We start from the raw sequence: 16,125 nt of genomic DNA, 5'->3' as shown, positions 1-16,125 counted from the left end.
GCCCCCCCTCCCCGCCCCTCCCCCCTCCCCCGCTCCCCCCCCCCCCCCTCCCCCCCCCCCCCCCCCCCCCCCCCCCCCCCCCCGCCACTGCACATCGGAGGCCCGAGAGGCCCGCCTGCGCCGAGGCGTCAGCGGACCTCGGTGATCTCCGGTCCGCGCTCGAGGTGGCCCATGCCACCGGAGAACCGCGAGCCCTCCTGGTCCTCGGTCTGCACGCCGTCCGGCACCATCTGGGCGTCGTTCGGCAGCTTGAGGACGATCGGGTCGCGGGGAGCCATCGGGGCCTCGCCGCGCACCACGACGGTGTCACGGAAGATCTGCTCCAGCAGGCCGGCGGCCTCGGGCTGCACCGCGCCCTGGCCGGAAATCACACCCCGCAGGAACCAGCGCGGACCGTCGACGCCGACGAAGCGCACCAGCTGCACACCGCCCGTGCCGTCGGGCAGCTGTACGGGGACCTGCGCGCGCAGCTCCCAGCCCAGCGGGCCCTCGACCTCGTCGATGATTCCGCCCTGCTGGGTGATGCCCGAGGCGATCTCCTCGCGCACCTCGCCCCAGATGCCTTCCTTCTTGGGCGCTGCGAAGGCCTGCAGCTGCACCGCGCTGTCGCGCAGCACCACGGTCGCGGCGACGATCGCGTCACCGGCGACCTCCACACGGAGTTCCATGCCTTCGACACCGGGCACGAAGACGCCGCCCAGGTCGACCCGGCCCTCGCCGGGCTCGGAGACCTCGGAGACGTCCCACGGGCCGTCCGGCCGCGGGGCCGGCGGCAGGTTCACCCTGCGCTGTGCACCCGTGGTGAGACCGGCGAGCTCGTCGGAGTCCTGCGCACCGGCAGTCCCGTCGAGGGTCACGTCGACCTGCTCGGCCTCGTCGCTCCCACTGACGGAGCTGCTCTTCTTGCGACGTCCGAACACGTCACTGTCCTTCCCGGTCGGATACGACCGAAGCGTAGCCATTCCCACCCTGCTGCCCAGCGCCGGATCCGGCCACAGCCGCATGCCCGCCGGTCGACCCGAAGCCCCCCTCGGCCCGTGCCGAGCCCGGAAGCTCCGCCACCTCGTGGAAGCGAACCTTCTCTACCCGCTGGACAACCAGTTGGGCAATGCGGTCGAAGCGCTCGAACCGGACGCTTTCGCGCGGGTCGAGGTTGACCACAATCACCTTGATCTCCCCACGGTACCCGGCATCCACCGTCCCCGGGGCATTCACGAGGGCGAGCCCGCACCGGGCGGCCAGCCCGGAGCGCGGGTGCACGAACGCCGCGTACCCGTCGGGCAGGGCGATGGACACGCCGGTGGGCAGTACGGTCCGCTCTCCGGGGGCGAGTTCGGCCGCCTGCGTGGTGACGAGATCGCAGCCGGCGTCGCCGGGGTGCCCGTACGCCGGAATCGGCACGTCCGGGTCCGTGCGGCGGATCAGTACGTCGACCCGGCTGTCGGGGCCGTGGTTCTGGGACATCAGGGGTTCACCTCGAAGGCGCGGGCGCGCCTGACCTGGTCCGGGTCGGCCATCGCCGCCCGGATCTCCTCGGGCCGTCCGTTCTCGATGAAGTGGTCGACCTTGACTTCGATGAAGAGTGCGTCGGCGCGGACCGCGACGGGGCCCTGCGGGCCGCCTATCCGGCCCACGGCCGTGGAGTAGATCTTCCGGCCGGCGACGGCGGTGACCTCGGCCTCCAGGTGCAGCACGGTGTCCACCGGGACGGGCCGCACGAAGTCGGTCTCCAGCCGCCCGGTCACGGCGATCACCCGCAGCAGCCAGTTCAGGGAGCCGAGCGTCTCGTCGAGGGCCGTGGCCAGGACGCCGCCGTGGGCGAGGCCGGGCGCGCCCTGGTGGGCGGCCTTGACGGTGAACTCCGCGGTGACGCGCACGCCCTCGCCGGCCCGCGCCTCCAGGTGCAGGCCGTGCGGCTGGCCCTCGCCACAGCCGAAACAGTGCTCGTAGTGCGCGCCGAGCAGCTCGCCGGGGGCCGGGGCGTCGGGGTGCCGGACGGGCGCGGCGGCGTCGGCCGGGGGCGTCAAGGCAGTCGATGCGGTGTTTCGTCCACTCACAGGCGCAGACCTTACCCGCGCGGCTACCCGCCGGTCGCCCCGTGCCAAGCTTGGAGACATGCAGCTCTCCGCCCCGCACCACGACGAACGCCTGACCGCCCCGCGCTCCTGGTGGGTGATCGCCGTGCTGATCGGCATCTCCTGTGCGCTGATGCTGCTGCCCCTCGGGACCCTCCCGCTGCTCGCCGGGCTGGTCGGGGGCACCGCGCTGACGGGTCTGCTGGTCAGTTCGTACGGGTCCGCGCGCGTGCGCGTGGTGAACGGCTCGCTCGCCGCCGGCGACGCGCGGATCCCGGTGTCGGCGCTGGGTGAGCCGGAGGTGCTGGAGCCCGAGGAGGCGCGCGCCTGGCGCACGTACAAGGCGGACACGCGGGCGTTCATGCTGATGCGGAGCTACGTGCCGACGGCGGTGCGGGTCGAGGTGACGGATCCGGCCGACCCGACGCCGTACGTGTACCTGTCGACGCGAGAGCCGCAGGCGCTGGCCGCCGCACTGCGCGCCGCGGGTGCGGGCGGCGCGCAGGACTGACCAGCGGGGCCCCTTCCGGCCCGCAAGGCCGCCGGGCCGTCAGGCGAGGCCCTGCGGGCCCTCCAGGGCGCCTCCGGGCGCGCCGGGGGTGTCGATGACGGGAAGCGGGTTCGCGGGCTGCTCCAGCGGCGGGAGCTGCGGCAGCGCGTCCCAGGGGACGGCCCGGGCGCGGAGGTCCGTACGGACCTTCTCGGCGAGTCGTTTGGTGTCGCGGCGGTTCATCACCGCGCCGACGGCCGCGCCGATCATGAAGGGCATGAGGTTCGGGAGGTTCCGGACCGTCCGCTTGGTGATCTGCTGGCGCAGTTCGCGCTTCAGCTGGCCGCCGAGGGCGGCGTTGAGCGTGGTCGGCTTGGTGACGTCGATGCCGCGTTCCTCGGTCCACGAGGTGAGGTAGGCGAAGCTGCGGTCCTTCAGGGAGCCGGGCGGCCGCAGGCCGTAGACCTCGTGCAGTTCGGCTATGAGCTTGAGCTCGACGGCCGCGACGCCGGTGATCTCGGCGGCGAGCTCCGCGGGCATGGCCGGCGGTACGGGCAGCATGGCTGCCGCTCCGACGCCGGCGCCCACCGTGGAGCTGGCGTGGGCGGCGCCCGCGATCAGCTTGCCGGCCAGCTCTTCGGGGCCGAGGCCGGGAAACTGCCTGCGCAGGGTGGCCAGGTCCCGGACGGGGATGCGCGGGGCGATCTCGATGACGCGGTCTGCGATGTACGAGATTCCCGCGCGCGCTCCGTCACCGCTCCTGCGGAGGCCGTATTTGACGGCGTCAGCAGCCCTGGCGGCCCGCCTGCGGCCCGAGCCGGGCGGGGGTGTGCCCGGCGTACCCGGCGTGGCGGAGGGCACGGAGGAGAGCTCCAGGCCCGTTTCCGGGCCCGTGCCGCCTTCGTACGCCTCCGCGGATCCCAGCTCCTTCCGGAAACGGCGTTTCCGGAACGGCGTCGAGCCTGCCACGGCGGCTGTCAGTCGCAGTCGACGCAGATGGGCTGGCCGTTCTTCTCGCGGGCCAGCTGGCTGCGGTGGTGCACCAGGAAGCAGCTCATGCAGGTGAACTCATCGGCCTGCTTGGGCAGCACCCGGACGGCCAGTTCCTCGTTGGAGAGGTCCGCGCCGGGCAGCTCCATGCCTTCTGCCGCGTCGAAGTCGTCTACGTCGACGGCAGACGCGGACTTGTCGCTACGCCGGGCCTTCAGCTCTTCGAGGCTGTCGTTGTCGACGTCGTCATCGGTCTTGCGTGGGGTGTCGTAGTCCGTTGCCATGTTCGCTCTCCCCCTCTGGGTGTTAGCGGTGTCTCAGCGCAGGTAACGCGCGAGAGGTCGGACTTGTGCCCGACCTGAGGCGGAGATTTTGCCTCACATCAAGGTCTGTTACTCAATCGACACCCAGCCGCGCACCTGAAGGAGCGATGGGCTGGGATGGCGAACGGGACCGTACACGGTCCGATGGTGGTGGTGCACGGGCGCCACCCCGTGTATTTCCCGCCTATGAGGGGGCCGGAAACCCGGACTTTCCCGGGCTTTCCGGCACCCACGGGGTCACCGAACGTGCATGACCCGGCACAGTGCACTGTGATCGATCACACACCGACCGACAATGTGCAAGTGTGTCATATTCCACCCAAAGCGAATATCCCGGGCCTTCTCGGGCCGGCGCCGAAGCAGCGCCCAGGGCCGCTCTCAGACGGGAAGCGTGACACGCATCACCAGGCCACCACCCTCGCGGGGCACCGCGGAGATCCGGCCGCCGTGCGCCCGGGCCACCGACCGCGCGATCGACAGACCGAGCCCGACGCCCTTGTCACTGCCCGTCCGCTCGGTACGCAGCCGCCTGAACGGCTCGAAAAGATTGTCGATCTCGTACGCGGGAACAACGGGACCCGTGTTCGATACCACCAGCACCGCCTGACCGTGCTGCGTCTCGGTGGTGACCTCCACCCAGCCGCCCTCGGGCACGTTGTACCGGACGGCGTTCTGGACCAGGTTCAGCGCGATCCGCTCCAGCAGGACGCCGTTGCCCTGCACCATGGCGAGCGCGCGCTCCCCGCGGATCTCCACGCCCTTGCCGTCGGCCTCCGTACGGGCCTGGTCGATGGCCCGCGAGGCGACCTCGGCCAGGTCGACCGGCTTGCGCTCCACGATCTGGTTGTCGCTGCGGGCGAGCAGCAGCAGGCCCTCGACGAGCTGCTCGCTGCGTTCGTTGGTGGCCAGCAGCGTCCTGCCGAGCTGCTGGAGCTCCACCGGGGCCCCCGGATCGGAGAGGTGGACCTCCAGCAGCGTGCGATTGATCGCCAGGGGCGTTCTCAGCTCGTGGGATGCGTTGCCGACGAACCGCTGCTGGGCCGTGAAGGCCCGCTCCAGCCGGTCGAGCATCTCGTCGAAGGTGTCGGCGAGCTCCTTGAGCTCGTCGTCCGGCCCGTCCAGCTCGATCCGCCGGGTCAGGTCGGAGCCGACCACCCGGCGGGCGGTACGGGTGATCTTGCCCAGTGGCGAGAGCACCCGGCCGGCCATCGCGTAGCCGAAGGCGAAGGCGATGATGCTCAGGCCCAGCAGGGCCATCAGCGACCGGCTGAGCAGGTCGTCCAGCGCGTGCTTGCGCTGGGTGTCCATGCAGGCCGCGATGGCGTTGTTGAAGTCGTCGACGTTCTTCACGCCGCTCACGCCGGGGCAGCTCGCGCTGGTGACGGTGACGTTCTGCCCGTCCACGATCTTGAACGGCGGCGGGCTGCCGACGCGCAGGGCCTGCGCGGCGAGCAGGTAGATGATCGACAGCAGCAGGATGCCCGCGATCAGGAACATCCCGCCGTACAGCAGCGTGAGCCGTATCCGGATGGTCGGTCTGAGCCAGGGGAACTGGCCCTCCGGCTGACCGGGGATCGGGTCCCAGGTCGGTTTCGGGGGCGCCGCCGGCGGCGCCGGAGTCGGGGCCACCCGCGTCAGATCCGGTATCCGGAGCCGGGCACGGTCACGATGACCGGCGGCTCGCCGAGCTTGCGCCGCAGGGTCATCACGGTCACGCGGACGACGTTCGTGAACGGGTCGGTGTTCTCGTCCCACGCCTTCTCCAGCAGCTGCTCGGCCGAGACGACGGTGCCCTCGCTGCGCATGAGGACCTCCAGCACGGCGAACTCCTTGGGTGCGAGCTGAACCTCCTTGCCGTCCCGGAACACCTCCCGGCGGTTCGGGTCCAGCTTGATCCCGGCGCGCTCCAGCACGGGCGGCAGCGCCACGGTCGTACGCCGGCCGAGCGCGCGGACGCGGGCGGTCAGCTCGCTGAAGGCGAACGGCTTGGGCAGGTAGTCGTCGGCACCGAGCTCCAGGCCCTCCACGCGGTCGCTCACGTCGCCGGAGGCGGTGAGCATCAGGACGCGGGTGGGCATGCCGAGCTCGACGATCTTCCGGCAGACGTCGTCGCCGTGCACCAGAGGCAGGTCCCGGTCGAGCACGACCACGTCGTAGTCGTTCACGCCGACGCGCTCCAGGGCAGCCGCGCCGTCGTACACGACGTCGACTGCCATGGCCTCCCGGCGCAGTCCGGTGGCCACCGCATCGGCGAGCAGCTGCTCGTCCTCGACGACGAGTACGCGCACGTCGATTTCCTTCCTCTGAGCCCATCCGGGCGGGGTGTCGTGGACGCTCAGGACACATCACTGAGCGGATACATCCTGCCCCTTTCGGCCGTAAACCGGCTGTAAGACGCCCGTGCGGGGGTGGAGGCGAGGATTCCCGGGCCTCGCGAGGTTTCTGCGCACCGGGTGCCGGGGAGGACGCATGCACACCCTCGATCACCCCCCTGAGAGTGCCGTGCCATGCCCCGGCCGAGGAAGAGGAGGCGCACCATGGACGCATTCACCGCAGGTCTTCTGCAGCGCATCAAGACCACGGAGTCCGACCTCACGCGGGCGCGCGAGACGGGCGACGACTTCCTCGCGGAGGTCGAGCAGGCAGAACTGGACGACCTGCACCGTCTCGCCGCCGAACACGGCGTCCGAGTCACCGCCGCCTGACACGACGTACGAGGGCCCCCGGCCACCGCTCCGGCGGCCGGGGGCCCTCGTGCGTCCGCAGCGGCGGCGGGGCGGGCGGGCGCGGTCAGTCGTGCCAGGCTCCGGCCTCGTCGAGGAGGGCCTGCAGCGGGCCGAAGACGGCCGGGGTCGCCGCCACCGTCAGGTCGTTCGAGGGCGGTTCCCCCGGACGGCCGCCGGTCAGCGCACCCGCCTCCCGGGCGATGAGGTCGCCCGCCGCCAGGTCCCACGGGTGCAGTCCGCGTTCGTAGTACCCGTCCAGCCGGCCTGCCGCCACGTCGCACAGGTCCACGGCCGCGGAGCCGCTGCGGCGGATGTCGCGGACCCGCGGGATCAGCTCCCGGGCCACGTCGGCCTGGTGGCTGCGCACGCTCTGGACGTAGTTGAAGCCGGTCGACACCAGCGCCTGGTCCAGCGGCGCGGCCGCCCGGCAGCGCAGCGGGCCGCCGCCGGCGAGCCAGGCCCCGCCGCCGCGCACCGCGTGGTACGTCTCGCCGCGCATCGGGGCGGCGACCACGCCGGCGATCGTCTCGCCGTGGTGCTCGGCGGCGATCGACACGGCCCAGGAGGGCAGGCCGTAGAGGTAGTTCACGGTCCCGTCGAGCGGGTCGACGATCCAGCGCACCCCGCTGGTGCCCGTGCTGCTGGCGCCCTCCTCGCCGAGGAAGCCGTCGTCCGGGCGGTGCTGCGCCAGGTATCCGGTGATCAGTTTCTCGGCGGCGATGTCCATTTCGGTGACGACGTCGATGGGGCTGGACTTCGTGGCGGCGACGCCGAGGTCTGCGGGCCGCCCGTCGCGCAGCAGCTCGGCCGCCTGCCGGGCGGCCTCCAGTGCGAGGGCGAGCAGTTCGGCGGTCAGCGGATCGGTCACGGCTGCGGTCTCCTCGGCGCTCACGCGTACGGGCTGTCGGCTCCGGCGGCGGCCGGCCGCGGGATCCGGGCGGGGCAGCACCCCACCTCACACAGATCATGGCTCGGGCCGAGCCGTCCGAGCGCGCAGCGCTCGACCGTGTCCCCGCGCTCGGCGGCGGCGCGCTCCAGGAGGAGTTCGCGCACGGCGGCGGCGAACCGCGGGTCGGCGCCGACGGTCGCGGAGCGGGCCACCGGCAGGCCCAGCTCGGCGGCCTTGGCGGTGGCCTCGGTGTCGAGGTCGTACAGGACCTCCATGTGGTCCGAGACGAAGCCGATCGGGACCATAACGACCGCCGGGGCCCCGGCCCCGTGGAGGGCCTCCAGGTGGTCGCAGATGTCGGGCTCCAGCCACGGGATGTGGGGGGCGCCGCTGCGGGACTGGTAGACCAGTTCCCAGGGGCGCTCGGTGCCGGTCCGGGCGGCGACCGCGTCTGCGATCACCTGTGCCACGTCACGGTGCTGTGTCACATATGCACCGCCCTCTCCGTGCTCCGTGTGCTCCTCCGCCGGCCCGGAGGCATCGGCGGCCGCGGTGGGGATGGAGTGGGTGGTGAAGGCCAGCCGGGCCCCGGCGCGCACGTCCTCGGGCAGGGTGGCCAGGGCGTCCAGCACGCCGTCGATCATCGGCTCCACGAAGCCGGGGTGGTTGAAGTAGTGCCGCAGCTTGTCGACCCGCGGCAGCTCCCCGGCCGGCGTGCCCTCCTCGGCCAGCACGGCGAGCGCGTCGGCGAGGTTCTCCCGGTACTGCCGGCAGCCCGAGTACGAGGCGTACGCGCTGGTCGCCAGCACCGCGATGCGGCGGCGGCCGTCGCGGTGCATCTCGCGCAGCGTGTCGGTCAGGTAGGGGGCCCAGTTGCGGTTGCCCCAGTACACGGGCAGGTCCAGTCCGTGCCCGGCGAAGTCCTTGCGCAGGGCGTCCAGCAGCTCGCGGTTCTGGCCGTTGATGGGGCTGACCCCGCCGAACCCGAAGTAGTGCTGTCCGACCTCCTTGAGCCGCTCGCGGGGGATGCCCCGGCCGCGCGTCACGTTCTCGAGGAACGGCACCACGTCGTCGGGACCCTCGGGGCCGCCGAAGGACAGCAGCAGGAGGGCGTCGTAGGGGCTTGCGGAGGCGGTGTGGGGGAGCTGCTCTGGCATGTCCCGAATCCTGCCACCCGAGCCCGGAGGCCGGTAACCGACTTCGCAGGGCGAGACGAGTAAGGTTTACCTAACTTCGCGCGCATATTGCACATGCGGGTGCGCCATCGACGGCCGTAATCTGTATGGGCCGCTTACATCCCTTACGGAGGGCCCCCTTGGCCAGTCCCTATCGCGCCATCTTCGCCGCCCCCGGAACCAAGGCCTTCACCGCCGCCGGGTTCTTCGGGCGGATGCCGCTCTCCATGCTGGGCATCGGCATCGTCACGATGATCTCCCAGATGACCGGCCGGTACGGCCTGGCCGGCGCGCTCACCGCCGCCCTCGCGCTCTCCGCCGCCGTCCTGGGCCCGCAGGTCTCCCGGCTCGTCGACCAGTACGGCCAGCGCCGCGTCCTGCGGCCGGCGACCCTCATATCCGTCGCCGCCGTGTCCGGTCTGCTCGTCGCGGCCCGCCAGGACGCCCCCGACTGGACGCTGTTCGTCTTCGCCGCCGGCGCCGGCGTCACGCCGAGCGTCGGCGCGATGCTCCGGGCCCGCTGGACCGCCCTCTACCGCGACGGCCAGCGCGAGCTGCACACGGCGTACGCCTTCGAATCGGTCATGGACGAGGTCTGTTTCATCGTCGGCCCGATCGCGTCGATCGGCCTGTCGACGGTGTGGTTCCCCGAGGCGGGCCCCCTGATCTCCGCCGTCCTCCTGCTCGTCGGCGTGTGGTGGCTGACCGCCCAGCGCGCCACGGAGCCGGAGCCGCACCCGCGCGACCCCGGCGCGGACAAGCGCTCGGCCCTGCGCTCCCCCGGCCTCCAGGTCCTCGTGGCCACCTTCACCGCCACCGGAGCCATCTTCGGCTCGGTCGACGTCGTGACCGTGGCCTTCGCCGAGGAGCAGGGCCACAAGGCCGCCGCCAGCATCGTCCTGGCGGTCTGGGCCCTCGGCTCGTGCCTGGCCGGACTGGCCTTCGGTCTCCTCCACCTCAAGGGCCGGACCGAACGCAGGTGGGTACTGGGCATCTGCGCGATGGCCGTGAGTATGATCCCCCTCCTACTGGCCGGGAACCTTCCGTTTCTGGCCGTGGCGCTCTTCGTCGCGGGCCTCGCCATCGCTCCCACGATGGTCACCACGATGGCCCTGATCGAGGCGCACGTACCACGCGCGAAGCTGACCGAGGGCATGACCTGGACGGGCACCGGGCTCGCGGTCGGCGTCGCGCTCGGGTCCTCCGTGGCCGGCTGGGTGATCGACGCGGCCGGGGCGAAGGCCGGGTACGTCGTCTCCATCTCGGCGGGAGCGGCCGCGGCGGCGGTGGCGTTCGCGGGTTACCGCAGGCTGACGAGGTCTGCGCAAGGGGAGGGACCCGATGGGTACGACGAGCACGAAGGCAGGCCGGAACGCAACACCGAGCACGTGGCGTAACTGGGCGGGCAACGTGTCCGCCACGCCGGCCCGGGTGGTCACGCCGGCATCGGTCGACGACCTCCGCGAGGCGGTGCGCCGCGCCGCCGGGGACGGCCTGAAGGCGAAGGCGGTCGGCACCGGCCACTCCTTCACCGCGGCCGCCGCCACGGACGGCGTCCTGATCCGCCCCCAGGCCCTGTCCGGGATCCTCGGGATCGACCGGGCCGCGGGCACCGTGACGGTGGCGGCCGGCACCCCGCTGAAGGACCTGAACGTGGCGCTGGCCCGGGAGGGCCTGTCGCTCACGAACATGGGCGACATCATGGAGCAGACGGTCTCCGGCGCGGTCGGCACCGGCACCCACGGCACCGGCCGCGACTCGGCCTCGATCGCCGCGCAGATCAGGTCCCTCGACCTGGTGACGGCCGACGGCGGGCTGCTGACGTGTTCCGAGAAGGAGAATCCCGAGGTCTTCGCGGCCGCCCGGATCGGCATCGGCGCGCTCGGGATCGTCACCTCGCTCACCTTCGCCGTGGAGCCGCTGTTCCTGCTGACGGCGCGTGAGGAGCCCATGCGCTTCGACCGGGTGGCGGCGGAGTTCGACGAGCACGTCGCGGAGAACGAGCACTTCGAGTTCTACTGGTTCCCGCACACGGGCAACTGCAACACCAAGCGGAACAACCGCAGCGCCGGTCCGGCCGCCCCGCCCCCGGCCGTCAGCGCCTGGATCGAGGACGAGCTGCTGTCCAACGGCGTGTTCCAGGCCGTGTGCTCACTGGGCCGGGCCTTCCCCGCGACCGTCCCGTCCGTCGCCCGCATCGCGAGCCGGGCGCTGTCCGCCCGTACGTACACCGACATCCCGTACAAGGTCTTCACCAGCCCGCGCCGGGTGCGCTTCGTGGAGATGGAGTACGCCCTGCCGCGCGAGCGGGCGGTCGGGGCGCTGCGCGAGCTGAAGGCGATGGTGGACCGCTCGGACCTGCGGATCGGCTTCCCGGTGGAGGTGCGCACCGCCCCGGCCGACGACATCACGCTGTCGACGGCCTCCGGGCGGGACACCGCGTACATCGCGGTGCACATGTACCGCGGCACGCCGTACCGGGCGTACTTCACCGCCGCCGAGCGGATCTTCACGGCGCACGGCGGGCGGCCGCACTGGGGCAAGATCCACACGCGCGACGCGGAGTACTTCGCCGCGCAGTACCCGCGGTTCGGTGAGTTCACGGCACTGCGCGACCGGCTGGACCCGGACCGGGTGTTCCAGAACGACTACCTGCGGCGGGTCCTGGGCGACTGACGCGGGAGCACTGCGGCGCGGGGCGGCGCTACTGCTCCGCCCGGCCGTCCTGCCGGCTGCCCCCGCCCTCGCCGGTGTCACCCCCGGCGGGATCCGGCTGCTGCGACGCCCCCTTCGACGGCGTGGGTGTCGGAGTCGGCGTCGGGGTGGGTGTGGGCGTCGGGGTCGGGGTCGGGGTCGGTGTGAGGGTGGGCGTCGGTGTGGGCGTGGGCCCCGGGTCGCGTCCGCCGTGCGAGGGCGTCGGAGCTCCCGGCCCGGCGGGCTCGGCAGTCCCGGACGTCCCGTCGGTGCGGGAGTCTTCGGTCCCCGGGTCCTGCTGCGGGGCGGGCGGGGTCTTCTTCCCGCCCGTTCCGGAGTGCCCGGTGAACGCCGTGCGCAGGGTGGAGCCTTCGCCGCCGCCCAGCTTCGAGCCCGACAGGCCCTCGTACGCGGTGATGCCGCCCATGGAGACGCCGAACACCAGCGCGGCGGCGACGGCGGTGCGCTTCCAGCCGCGGAACCGGGTCCCGTGCGTGGAAGCCTCGCCGAACTCCTCTGCGGGGCCTTCGGCGGCCGGGTTCCCGGCGGCGGGGGCGCGCAGCATCATGGTGCGGTCGTGCGGGTCGTGCCGCTCAGGCTCGTCGAGCCGGTCGTGCGCCGGGAGCGCGCGGGTGGCATCGGCCGCCGGCAGCAGGCGCGTCTGCGCCCAGATCTCGGGTGCGAGCTCAGACTTGGTCTCGGTCTCGGTCTCGGTCTCGGGCAGCGGGACCTGCCGGGCCCGGGACGGCCGGGCCGACTCCCCCGCCTCGCGCAGCTGCTCGCCGGTCCGTTTGAAGAAGTGCTGGATCACGGGCCCGCCCGCGGTGGCGACCACGCTGACCACGCCCGCCCCGAGGATGGTCCCGTACACGCCCATCTTCGAGGCGAGGACGGCCGCGGCGACCGTGGCGAGGGAGCTGCCCGCGACCTGCGCCACGCTCAGGTCGATCCGCTTCTCCTTCTTCCCTTCCTGCTCCTCGAAGCCGGTGAGCGTGGTGCGGTCCATCCCCGTCCTCTGCCGTCGTCAGCCGTCGTCTGCCGTCGTGTCACGTCCTGCGGCGTCGCTTACAGCAGTTACTGACAGATGAGCGAAGCGGATAGTTCCATTTCTGCGGATTCTGTGAAGCAAGACACCCGAAATGACCTGCAGGCCAAGGGGCCGTAGGGCAGCACGGATCCCAACTCCCCTGCCGCGGGAGAAGTTGGGCGGCGCGGCGGTCCACCGAGGTGGCCCGAATGGAGTACTGTGGCGAGCCCTGGGGCCGTCCGTCCTTTCGGATGTCCGGACCCGGGAGACGGGGCCGGCTGATGGAGAAACGGCACTCGACACCGGCGGCGCCGCGGCACCGCACGAACGCCTGATGCGCAGAGTGACCACTCGGTCACTGTCCGTGGCCAACAGGTAACCGTGCCATAACGGCGATCAAGGGCGCATGCCCGACACGCCGGTTTAACACGGCAAGGTTGTGGCAGGCTGCACCCGGGCAGGCCACACTCGACTAGCGGAAGCAGCGACGCACGTGACGTCGGCAGGCACCACCCGGGAGGTCCCCATGCCCGAACTGCGTGTCGTGGCCGTCTCCAATGACGGCACACGACTGGTGCTCAAGGCTGCGGACAGCACGGAGTACACCCTTCCGATCGACGAGCGGTTGCGCGCGGCCGTCCGCAACGACCGGGCGCGGCTCGGGCAGATCGAGATCGAGGTCGAGAGCCACCTCCGCCCCCGTGACATCCAGGCGCGGATACGTGCAGGCGCCTCCGCGGAGGAAGTGGCCCAGCTCGCCGGGATCCCCGTCGACCGCGTGCGCCGCTTCGAGGGCCCGGTCCTCGCGGAGCGCGCGTTCATGGCCGAGCGCGCCCGCAAGACCCCCGTGCGCCGTCCCGGCGAGAACACCGGACCCCAGCTCGGCGAGGCCGTACAGGAACGGCTGTTGCTGCGCGGAGCCGAGAAGGAGTCCGTGCAGTGGGACTCCTGGCGCCGCGACGACGGCACGTGGGAAGTCCTGCTGGTCTACCGGGTCGCCGGTGAACCGCACGCGGCGAGCTGGACGTACGACCCGCCGCGCCGGCTGGTGCAGGCCGTCGACGACGAAGCCCGCTCGCTGATCGGCGAGGCGGACGACCTGCCGACGGCGCCGGAGCCGAGCTTCCCGTTCGTGCCGCGGATCGCCAGGCTGCCGCGGGACCGGCCGCTCGACCGCGCGCTGGACCGGCAGTTGCCGGCCGTGGCGTCCGCGCCCTCGGCGGAACCGCCCGAGGAGCGGGACTCGCTCACCAGCCTGCTGGAGGCCGTCCCGAGCTTCCGCGGCGACCTGGTCGTGCCGGAACGCCCGTCCGCCGTGGAGCCGGTGGAGGAGACCGAGGCGGAGGAGCCGCCCGCGGCGTCCGCGGCCTCGGCCGGTTCGGCGTACGCGGACGTGCTGATGCCGCGGACGGTGGCCGGGCACCGGGACCGGCTGACGGGTACGACCGACCGTCAGGCGGAAGCGGACGGCGTCCGGCCGGGCCGCCGGGCGGCCGTGCCGAGCTGGGACGAGATCGTCTTCGGCACCCGGCGCAAGAAGCAGGAGTAACCGCCCGGGGCGTACGGGCTGCACGGCTGACGCCGGGGCTGCCGGAGGTGGCCTCCGGCAGCCCCGGCGTGCGCCGGTTGCGGCAGCCGGTCAGCCGGCGTCCGGGCCGGTGGCCACCGGACGGGTCCCGTCCCAGGACCACTCCGACCAGCTGCCCGCGTACAGGGCCGCCGGAATGCCGGCCACCTCCAGCGCGAGCACCTCGTGCGCGCCGGACACGCCCGAACCGCAGTAGACGCCCACCGCCGCCTCCGGCTGCGCGCCGAGTGCGCCGAAACGGTCCCGCAGGGCGGCGGCCGGGAGGAAGAGACCGTCCGGGTCGACGTTCTCGGTCGTCGGCGCCGACAGCGCACCGGGGATGTGTCCGCCGACGCGGTCGATCGGCTCGACCTCGCCGCGGTACCGCTCACCCGCACGGGCGTCGAGCAGCACTCCTGTACGGGCGAGCGCGGCCGCGCCGTCCGCGTCCAGGAGTCCGAGGGCGCCCGGAGTTGGCTTGAAATCGCCCTCGGCCGGGGTCGGAACGTCGGTGCTGAGCGGCCCCCCGGCCGCGGTCCACGCGGCCAGTCCGCCGTCGAGCACGCGCACCCCGGTGTGACCCGTCCAGCGCAACAGCCACCACGCGCGGGCGGCGGCCCAGCCCTGACCGCCGTCGTACACGATCACCGGCGTGTCCGCGCCGACCCCGGCGCGCCGCATGACGGCCCCGAAGGCGTCCGGGTCGGGCAGCGGGTGCCGGCCGGCCGCACCGGTGCCGACCGGGCCCGCGAGCTCGCGGTCCAGGTCGACGTACACGGCTCCCGGCAGGTGGCCGGCCTCGTACGCAGGGCGCTGGGAGGGGCCGCCCAGCTGCCAGCGCACGTCCAGCAGCACCGGCGGGCGGGCGCCCGCCACCGTGGTCAGCAGTTCGGATGCGGAGACGAGGGGCGAGCCCGTGGAAGAGCTGATGGCATTCATGGGGTCCATCTTGCTCCCGGTGGGTATGCCGGGCGTAACGGCCCCGTCACCGGGGGCCCGCCCCGATTCGGACATCTCGCCCCGCGCGCCCTCGCACGCGGCGCGGCCGGGGCGCGGCACGGCCGGGGTGGTGCGAGCATCTGGCGCAGAAGCCCGGATGGACCAGATGAAGACGAGCGGACGAACGGAGTGGAGCGGCCATGACCGAGTCAGGGGTGCGAAGAGTCCCGGGTACGCCGTGCTGGGTGAGCCTGATGGTGCACGGGCTCGGCGCGATCGAGGACTTCTACGCGGCGCTGTTCGGCTGGGAGTACGTCCCGGGGCCCGCCCAGCTCGGCCCGTACGTCCGGGCCGTGATCGACGGCAAGGACGTGGCCGGCATCGGACAGCTGCCGCCCGACCGCCACCTGTCGACCGCGTGGACCACGTACCTCGCCACGGACGACGCGGACGCGACCGCCGAGGCGATCCGCAGCTGCGGGGGCACGGTCGCCGTCGGCCCGCTGGACGCGGGCAACGCCGGGCGGGTGGCGATCTGCTCGGACCCGGGCGGCGCCGTGTTCGGCATCTGGCAGGCGGACGCGCACCTGGGCACGCGGCTCACGGACGTGCCCGGCACCCCCGCCTGGAACGAACTGGTGACCCAGGAGACGTCGGTCGCCAAGTTCTACCAGTCGGTGTTCGGGCACCACGCGGAGGCGGTGGTCTCCGCGGACCTCGACTACCTGACCCTCCACGCGGAGGGCCGCCCGGTCGCTTCGGTGCACGGGGTGGGGCGGGCCCTGCCGCACGACCGGGGTGCGCACTGGATGACGTACTTCGAGGTGGCGGACCCCGACGAGTCCGCCGAGCAGGTCGTGCTGCTGGGCGGCCACGTGCTGCAGCCGCCGCGGGACGGCGCGAGCGGGCGCCTGGCCACGGTCGCGGACCCGGAGGGCGCCGTCTTCACCATCGTCCGCTCGGTGCCCGCCTGACGTACGGCCCTCCCGGCCGCGCACGGGACCGCCGGAGGGCGGCGCCGCGGGAGACGTTCGACTACGTCGTGACCGTCACCGACAACGGCCCCTCACAGGCCGAGCAGATCACCGTCACCGACGCGCTGCCGACCGCGCTGAGCTTCGTCTCGGCGGACGCCACGTGCATGTCCGGACGGACGTCACCTGCGGCCCGCCGCCGCGCCTGGCGCCCTTCGCCTCGATGACCTGGGTGATCGAGGGAAGCTGGACCCAC

The 16,125-nt window shown here is 72.8% G+C and carries 18 protein-coding genes; 7 read left to right on the top strand and 11 right to left on the bottom strand.

Annotated elements, in window-relative coordinates:
• Nucleotides 1-128 precede the first annotated feature (128 nt).
• Genes ACZ7H1_RS23235 through ACZ7H1_RS23225 form a run of 3 tightly spaced genes read right to left on the bottom strand, consistent with a single transcriptional unit; the run spans nucleotide 129 to nucleotide 2,057 of the window.
• Nucleotides 129-920, bottom strand: a complete 792-nt coding sequence (locus ACZ7H1_RS23235; RefSeq protein ID WP_470789232.1) for a DUF3710 domain-containing protein — start codon at nucleotides 918-920, stop codon at nucleotides 129-131.
• Nucleotide 921: 1 nt separating this feature from the next.
• Nucleotides 922-1,464, bottom strand: coding sequence for a dUTP diphosphatase (gene dut, locus ACZ7H1_RS23230; RefSeq protein WP_470789231.1), 543 nt, complete (start codon nucleotides 1,462-1,464; stop codon nucleotides 922-924).
• Nucleotides 1,464-2,057 carry a PaaI family thioesterase gene (locus ACZ7H1_RS23225; protein WP_470789229.1) on the bottom strand — a complete coding sequence of 198 codons (594 nt, stop codon included), beginning with the start codon at nucleotides 2,055-2,057 and terminating at the stop codon, nucleotides 1,464-1,466. The genes dut and ACZ7H1_RS23225 overlap by 1 nt, the downstream gene beginning before the upstream one ends.
• A 58-nt stretch (nucleotides 2,058-2,115) precedes the next feature.
• Here ACZ7H1_RS23225 and ACZ7H1_RS23220 point away from each other — a divergent pair, with 58 nt between their 5' ends.
• Complete coding sequence (locus ACZ7H1_RS23220; protein ID WP_470789227.1) at nucleotides 2,116-2,586, top strand: DUF3093 domain-containing protein; 471 nt, start codon at nucleotides 2,116-2,118, stop codon at nucleotides 2,584-2,586.
• A gap of 39 nt (nucleotides 2,587-2,625) precedes the next feature.
• Here ACZ7H1_RS23220 and ACZ7H1_RS23215 read toward each other — a convergent pair whose 3' ends face one another.
• The 4 genes from ACZ7H1_RS23215 to ACZ7H1_RS23200 form a co-directional block, all read right to left on the bottom strand.
• Nucleotides 2,626-3,534 carry a hypothetical protein gene (locus ACZ7H1_RS23215; protein ID WP_470789225.1) on the bottom strand — a complete coding sequence of 303 codons (909 nt, stop codon included), beginning with the start codon at nucleotides 3,532-3,534 and terminating at the stop codon, nucleotides 2,626-2,628.
• A gap of 8 nt (nucleotides 3,535-3,542) precedes the next feature.
• On the bottom strand, nucleotides 3,543-3,839 hold the full coding sequence (locus ACZ7H1_RS23210; protein WP_328968141.1) for a DUF4193 domain-containing protein: 297 nt from the start codon (nucleotides 3,837-3,839) through the stop codon (nucleotides 3,543-3,545).
• 417 nt (nucleotides 3,840-4,256) lie between these two features.
• Nucleotides 4,257-5,507, bottom strand: a complete 1,251-nt coding sequence (locus tag ACZ7H1_RS23205) for a sensor histidine kinase (protein ID WP_470789223.1) — start codon at nucleotides 5,505-5,507, stop codon at nucleotides 4,257-4,259.
• 5 nt (nucleotides 5,508-5,512) lie between these two features.
• Nucleotides 5,513-6,166: a response regulator transcription factor gene (locus tag ACZ7H1_RS23200; RefSeq protein WP_150206941.1), complete on the bottom strand. Its 654-nt coding sequence runs from the start codon at nucleotides 6,164-6,166 to the stop codon at nucleotides 5,513-5,515.
• Between the two features lie 249 nt (nucleotides 6,167-6,415).
• On the opposite strand from ACZ7H1_RS23200, the gene ACZ7H1_RS23195 reads away from it, so the two are divergent.
• Nucleotides 6,416-6,583, top strand: a complete 168-nt coding sequence (locus ACZ7H1_RS23195; RefSeq protein ID WP_470789221.1) for a hypothetical protein — start codon at nucleotides 6,416-6,418, stop codon at nucleotides 6,581-6,583.
• An 85-nt stretch (nucleotides 6,584-6,668) separates the two neighbouring features.
• Here ACZ7H1_RS23195 and ACZ7H1_RS23190 read toward each other — a convergent pair whose 3' ends face one another.
• Both ACZ7H1_RS23190 and ACZ7H1_RS23185 read right to left on the bottom strand, forming a co-directional pair.
• Entirely contained in the window at nucleotides 6,669-7,472 is an 804-nt protein-coding gene (locus ACZ7H1_RS23190) for an inositol monophosphatase family protein (protein ID WP_470789247.1), read from the bottom strand.
• A gap of 20 nt (nucleotides 7,473-7,492) precedes the next feature.
• Nucleotides 7,493-8,650 carry a ferrochelatase gene (locus ACZ7H1_RS23185; RefSeq protein WP_470789219.1) on the bottom strand — a complete coding sequence of 386 codons (1,158 nt, stop codon included), beginning with the start codon at nucleotides 8,648-8,650 and terminating at the stop codon, nucleotides 7,493-7,495.
• Between the two features lie 158 nt (nucleotides 8,651-8,808).
• Here ACZ7H1_RS23185 and ACZ7H1_RS23180 point away from each other — a divergent pair, with 158 nt between their 5' ends.
• Together ACZ7H1_RS23180 and ACZ7H1_RS23175 are read left to right on the top strand one after the other, a co-directional pair.
• On the top strand, nucleotides 8,809-10,065 hold the full coding sequence (locus ACZ7H1_RS23180) for an MFS transporter (protein WP_470789217.1): 1,257 nt from the start codon (nucleotides 8,809-8,811) through the stop codon (nucleotides 10,063-10,065).
• Nucleotides 10,010-11,344, top strand: a complete 1,335-nt coding sequence (locus tag ACZ7H1_RS23175) for a D-arabinono-1,4-lactone oxidase (protein WP_470789216.1) — start codon at nucleotides 10,010-10,012, stop codon at nucleotides 11,342-11,344. The genes ACZ7H1_RS23180 and ACZ7H1_RS23175 overlap by 56 nt, the downstream gene beginning before the upstream one ends.
• Nucleotides 11,345-11,372: 28 nt before the next feature.
• Here the strand turns inward: ACZ7H1_RS23175 and ACZ7H1_RS23170 are convergent, their stop codons facing one another.
• Nucleotides 11,373-12,368, bottom strand: coding sequence for a hypothetical protein (locus ACZ7H1_RS23170; protein WP_470789214.1), 996 nt, complete (start codon nucleotides 12,366-12,368; stop codon nucleotides 11,373-11,375).
• A gap of 514 nt (nucleotides 12,369-12,882) precedes the next feature.
• On the opposite strand from ACZ7H1_RS23170, the gene sepH reads away from it, so the two are divergent.
• On the top strand, nucleotides 12,883-13,938 hold the full coding sequence (gene sepH / locus ACZ7H1_RS23165; RefSeq protein ID WP_470789213.1) for a septation protein SepH: 1,056 nt from the start codon (nucleotides 12,883-12,885) through the stop codon (nucleotides 13,936-13,938).
• Nucleotides 13,939-14,028: 90 nt separating this feature from the next.
• On the opposite strand, the gene ACZ7H1_RS23160 is transcribed toward sepH, so the two are convergent.
• The gene (locus ACZ7H1_RS23160) at nucleotides 14,029-14,895 is read right to left on the bottom strand and encodes a sulfurtransferase (protein WP_470789211.1); all 867 of its coding nucleotides are present in this window, start codon (nucleotides 14,893-14,895) and stop codon (nucleotides 14,029-14,031) included.
• Between the two features lie 200 nt (nucleotides 14,896-15,095).
• On the opposite strand from ACZ7H1_RS23160, the gene ACZ7H1_RS23155 reads away from it, so the two are divergent.
• Complete coding sequence (locus ACZ7H1_RS23155) at nucleotides 15,096-15,869, top strand: VOC family protein (RefSeq protein ID WP_470789209.1); 774 nt, start codon at nucleotides 15,096-15,098, stop codon at nucleotides 15,867-15,869.
• Between the two features lie 68 nt (nucleotides 15,870-15,937).
• Nucleotides 15,938-16,096 carry a hypothetical protein gene (locus tag ACZ7H1_RS23150; protein ID WP_470789207.1) on the top strand — a complete coding sequence of 53 codons (159 nt, stop codon included), beginning with the start codon at nucleotides 15,938-15,940 and terminating at the stop codon, nucleotides 16,094-16,096.
• Nucleotides 16,097-16,125: the final 29 nt, after the last annotated feature.

Source organism: Streptomyces sp. NPDC037401, assembly GCF_055602345.1.
Note: the sequence above shows the minus strand (reverse complement) of the source record. Positions and strands in the feature narration are given on the sequence as shown.

Coding starts and splice junctions, on each gene's coding strand:
- ACZ7H1_RS23195 (WP_470789221.1), top strand. CDS start 6,416: ATGGACGCATTCACCGCAGGTCTTCTGCAGCGCATCAAGACCACGGAG.
- ACZ7H1_RS23170 (WP_470789214.1), bottom strand. CDS start 12,368: ATGGACCGCACCACGCTCACCGGCTTCGAGGAGCAGGAAGGGAAGAAG.
- ACZ7H1_RS23220 (WP_470789227.1), top strand. CDS start 2,116: ATGCAGCTCTCCGCCCCGCACCACGACGAACGCCTGACCGCCCCGCGC.
- ACZ7H1_RS23185 (WP_470789219.1), bottom strand. CDS start 8,650: ATGCCAGAGCAGCTCCCCCACACCGCCTCCGCAAGCCCCTACGACGCC.
- ACZ7H1_RS23155 (WP_470789209.1), top strand. CDS start 15,096: ATGACCGAGTCAGGGGTGCGAAGAGTCCCGGGTACGCCGTGCTGGGTG.
- dut (WP_470789231.1), bottom strand. CDS start 1,464: ATGTCCCAGAACCACGGCCCCGACAGCCGGGTCGACGTACTGATCCGC.
- ACZ7H1_RS23210 (WP_328968141.1), bottom strand. CDS start 3,839: ATGGCAACGGACTACGACACCCCACGCAAGACCGATGACGACGTCGAC.
- ACZ7H1_RS23160 (WP_470789211.1), bottom strand. CDS start 14,895: ATGAATGCCATCAGCTCTTCCACGGGCTCGCCCCTCGTCTCCGCATCC.
- ACZ7H1_RS23175 (WP_470789216.1), top strand. CDS start 10,010: ATGGGTACGACGAGCACGAAGGCAGGCCGGAACGCAACACCGAGCACG.